Consider the following 4011-nt stretch of genomic DNA (forward strand, 5'->3'; position numbering starts at 1 on the left):
CAGGTCACGATTTCGGCGGCCTTTGGCTGTCCGTTTGAGGGCGAAGTAAACCCCGATCATGTGGTTGCGATGGCCGAAGCCTTGGCCAAGTCGGGCCCTCGTGAAATTGGTTTAGCTGATACGATTGGCGTGGCGGTGCCCAGCCAAGTTAAGGCCTTGGTGACGCGCGTCCAAGCTGTTGTCGGTGACATTCCCATCCGCGCGCATTTTCACAATACACGCAACACGGGCCTCGCCAATGCGTGGGCGGCGTTTGAGGCGGGCGCGGTCACGCTTGATTCCAGTTTGGGCGGGCTGGGCGGTTGCCCATTCGCGCCCAAGGCGACAGGCAATATCCCGACCGAGGACTTACTCTATTTGCTGCACCGCTCTGGCGTTGCAACCGGGATCGACCTTGATGCCATGATTGAGGCGGGACAATGGTTGACGGACGTGATGGGCAGGCCCTTGCCTTCCATGGTCACCAAAGCCGGTAATTTCCCGCCTTCAATGGCTGCCGCGTGAGGGCCCCCATGTCGGAAGCAACCGGACCCCTAAAGGGCCTGAGGGTGATCGAATTGGGCGTGCTGTTGGCGGGTCCATTCTGCGGGCAAATCTTGGGCGATCTGGGTGCCGAAGTCATTAAGGTGGAGCCTCCCGGCCAAGGTGACCCCCTGCGCGAGTGGGGCACAGTGAAGAAGGATGGCCATGGGGTTTGGTTCCCGATTGTTGCGCGCAATAAGAAGTGCATCACGCTGGATTTGCGGCAAGAGGCAGGCCAAGCGGTCTTGAAAGATTTGGTCAAAGAGGCAGACTTTCTCTTGGAAAATTTCCGCCCCGGCACGCTGGAGAAATGGGGTTTGAGCTATGACGTTTTGTCGGCCATTAATCCCGGTCTGATCATGATCCGCGTGTCCGGCTATGGCCAGACAGGCCCCAACAGTCCCAAGGCGGGCTATGCCAGTGTGGGCGAGGCGATGGGTGGCCTACGCTATGTGATGGGCGAGCCTGATCGCATGCCGTCGCGGGCAGGCATCTCCATCGGCGACAGTTTAGCCGCGACTTATGCCGCCATCGGCGCGTTGGCAGCACTGGAGCATCGCCGCAATACAGGGCGCGGCCAGATCGTCGATTCTGCGATTTATGAAGCCTGCTTTGCCATGATGGAGAGCCTCGTGCCCGACTATCATTTCGGCGGCTATATTCGTGAGCGAACAGGCTCTTTCCTGCCCAAGATCGCCCCGTCCAACATCTATCCGGCCAGCGACGGGATGCTGATCCTTGCCGCCAATCAAGACACGGTTTGGCGACGCTTGGCCGACGCTATGGGCCAGCCCGAACTTGCCGATGATCCGCGCTTTTTAACCCATGTTGGGCGTGGTGAAAACCAAGCCGAATTGGATGCTTTGGTGAGTGCCTGGAGCCTTCAGATGACATGCACCGACTTAGAGGCCGTGTGCGAGGCCCATGGCGTGCCATGTGGTCGCATCTATCGCGCACCAGATATGTTGGCAGACCCCCACTTTGCTGCCCGCGAAGCGATTGTAACGGTGGAGCATCCAGAATTGGGGCCGTTCCCGATGCCAAACGTCTTCCCGAAACTATCGAGCACACCAGGTAATGTGCGCTGGACAGGGCCGGAGCTGGGTAGCCATACCAGCGAAGTCCTCACCGACATGCTGGGCTATGATTCCGATAAGATCGCCACCCTCAGGCGTGCGGGCGTGATTTAGCGCGCTGAATCGTCAAACAGGCCTGATTGGGGTGGGGCCTTGGGTTCTGGCAGGCCGAACAGCTGGTAGGCCCGGGCTGCGGCCACACGGCCACGCGGTGTGCGCATGATAAAGCCTTGCTGCATCAAATAAGGCTCAATCACATCCTCCACCCCGTCGCGGGCTTCTGAGATGGCAGCGGCGAGCGTTTCCACACCAACTGGCCCACCGCCATAAGTCTCCACCAAGGCACGCAGATAGCGGCGGTCGAGCATATCAAGCCCATCAGGATCAATATCGAGACGGGCTAGACCATGGGCGGCGGTCTGGGCATCTAAGGGGCTGCCCAAGGCATCAGCAAAGTCACGCACGCGGCGTAACAAGCGCATGGCGATCCGGGGGGTGCCCCGAGCACGGCGTGCAATTTCGGTGGCCCCATCGGGGGTCAAGGGTGCCCCAAGCTTTCCTGCGGCGCGTCGCAGGATGAGTTCCAAGTCCGCCACGCTATAAAAATCGAGGCGCGAGACGATGCCAAATCGGTCGCGCAACGGCGTTGATAATAGGCCCGCGCGTGTCGTCGCACCAACCAATGTAAAGGGTGATAGATCAATGCGGATCGACCGGGCCGAAGGACCTTCGCCAATCACCAGATCCAGCGCGTAATCTTCCATCGCCGGATAGAGAATTTCCTCCACCGCTGCGGGCAGACGGTGAATTTCGTCGATAAACAAGACATCGCGTGGTTCGAGATTGGTCAGAAGGGCGGCGAGGTCGCCTGCTTTGGCGATGACAGGCCCAGATGTTGTTTTGAGGTTCACGCCTAATTCGCGCGCCGTAATCTGCGCCAGCGTGGTCTTGCCGAGACCTGGTGGACCAAACAGCAGCAAATGGTCCATCGCATCGCCCCGCCCTTTGGCGGCACGCACGAAGATTTCGAGGTTTGCTTTAAGGTCGGTCTGGCCGACAAATTCGTCGAAGCCAGAGGGGCGCAGCGCGCGGTCGAGCGTGTCGCCGACCCGCAATTCCGATGAAATGAGGCGTTCGCCGTCAATGCCCTCACCCGACTGGTTCATCGGCCGATCTCCTTCAGCGCCGCTTTCACCAAAGCGCCGACGCTTGCCTCATCACCAAGGTTACGGCTGGCAAGGGCAACCGCGCGCAGCGCTTCGGGCTGGGCAATGCCAAGATTTAGAAGGGCCGACACGGCTTGCGACCGATCTGCCAAAGCGGGGCCTTCGACCACCGGGGCTTGGGGGGCATCTGGCGCGGGAGTGACGGGACTTCCACCTTCACTAAAGCCAGAGGTGCCCGTTTGCCCCATCAGACTGGCTGGCGGTGGGCGGCCTTTTAACTCCGTGGCAATTCGCGCCGCCAGCTTTGGCCCGACGCCATTGGCGCGTGCAATGCTGACCTTATCTTCAAGGGCTGCGGCTTCCATCAATTGATTGGGCGAGAGCACGTCCAAAATCGACAGCGCCACTTTGGCACCGACGCCGCTAATCTCTTGTAATTTAGCAAACCAGGCCCGCTCGGCATCTGACAAAAAGCCATAAAGTTTGAGCGAGTCTTCGCGCAACTGCGTCTCGATAAACACATGCACGGCCGCCCCTTGGCCAAGGCGCGACAATGTCCGCGTTCCCGCAAAAACCAAATAGCCAACGCCACCGACTTCGATCAGGACGCGATCTTCGCCTGTTGCTGCCACTAAGCCTTTGAGAGATCCAATCATCCTTTCGCCGCCATCAGTTGACTGGTTGGGCTGCGCCGTTCTGCGGCGTGGCAGATGGCAGCAGCCAAAGCGTCTGCGGCGTCCGCTGAAACCGCACCCGACTGCGGCAAAAGACGACGAACCATGAAGGCGACCTGATCCTTTTCCGCGCCACCTGTGCCGACTAAGGCCTTTTTGATGTGGCGGGTGGCATATTCGGTTACAGCCACGCGGTGTTGGGCCAATACGGACAAGGTCGCGCCACGAGCATGGCCGAGCAAAAGGGCAGATTGCGCATTCTTCGCCATGAAAACCTCTTCAACCGCTGCTTCGGTCGGGTTGTAGAAATCAAGCACGTCTTTGATGCCGATGGCAAGCTGGCCCAAACGCTCTGTCAAAGCCAATTTGGTGGGTGGTGCGATAACGCCATGGGCGACCCAGGAAATGCGCGCGCCCTCGCAGGCGATCACGCCCCAACCGGTCCGTTGCAGACCGGGGTCAATGCCAAGAAGGATCGTTTGAAGTGACATGTCTTTCGTCCCGTAAAGCGAATCGAGGCCTTCGTGCACCCAAGCACCTTAACAGAACATAACCAGAACGACAAAGCCATGC

Annotated in this window: 4 protein-coding genes and 1 pseudogene; 2 read left to right on the forward strand and 3 right to left on the reverse strand. The window is 59.4% G+C overall.

Annotated features, from left to right (window positions below; all coding sequences use genetic code 11):
- Positions 1-504: pseudogene (locus tag ACOVRA_RS06690) on the forward strand (hydroxymethylglutaryl-CoA lyase); the annotation flags it as partial.
- 8 nt (positions 505-512) lie between these two features.
- Positions 513-1712, forward strand: a complete 1200-nt coding sequence (locus tag ACOVRA_RS06695) for a CaiB/BaiF CoA transferase family protein (RefSeq protein ID WP_421719605.1) — start codon at positions 513-515, stop codon at positions 1710-1712.
- Here ACOVRA_RS06695 and ruvB read toward each other — a convergent pair.
- Genes ruvB through ruvC form a run of 3 tightly spaced genes read right to left on the reverse strand, consistent with a single transcriptional unit; the run spans position 1709 to position 3929 of the window.
- Positions 1709-2764 carry a Holliday junction branch migration DNA helicase RuvB gene (gene ruvB / locus ACOVRA_RS06700; RefSeq protein ID WP_421719606.1) on the reverse strand — a complete coding sequence of 352 codons (1056 nt, stop codon included), beginning with the start codon at positions 2762-2764 and terminating at the stop codon, positions 1709-1711. The two genes, ACOVRA_RS06695 and ruvB, sit on opposite strands and share 4 nt — an antisense overlap.
- On the reverse strand, positions 2761-3420 hold the full coding sequence (ruvA, locus tag ACOVRA_RS06705; RefSeq protein ID WP_421719607.1) for a Holliday junction branch migration protein RuvA: 660 nt from the start codon (positions 3418-3420) through the stop codon (positions 2761-2763). Before ruvA ends, ruvB begins: the two co-directional genes overlap by 4 nt.
- On the reverse strand, positions 3417-3929 hold the full coding sequence (gene ruvC, locus ACOVRA_RS06710) for a crossover junction endodeoxyribonuclease RuvC (RefSeq protein ID WP_421719608.1): 513 nt from the start codon (positions 3927-3929) through the stop codon (positions 3417-3419). The genes ruvA and ruvC overlap by 4 nt, the downstream gene beginning before the upstream one ends.
- Between the last annotated feature and the right edge of the window lie 82 nt (positions 3930-4011).

Source organism: Aquidulcibacter sp. (assembly GCF_049239865.1).
Taxonomy (GTDB): Bacteria; Pseudomonadota; Alphaproteobacteria; order Caulobacterales; family Aquidulcibacteraceae; genus Aquidulcibacter.

Bases quoted from the DNA above. Each gene is read 5' to 3' on its own strand.
- ACOVRA_RS06695 (WP_421719605.1), top strand. From the start codon at position 513: ATGTCGGAAGCAACCGGACCCCTAAAGGGCCTGAGGGTGATCGAATTG.
- ruvB (WP_421719606.1), bottom strand. From the start codon at position 2,764: ATGAACCAGTCGGGTGAGGGCATTGACGGCGAACGCCTCATTTCATCG.
- ruvA (WP_421719607.1), bottom strand. From the start codon at position 3,420: ATGATTGGATCTCTCAAAGGCTTAGTGGCAGCAACAGGCGAAGATCGC.
- ruvC (WP_421719608.1), bottom strand. From the start codon at position 3,929: ATGTCACTTCAAACGATCCTTCTTGGCATTGACCCCGGTCTGCAACGG.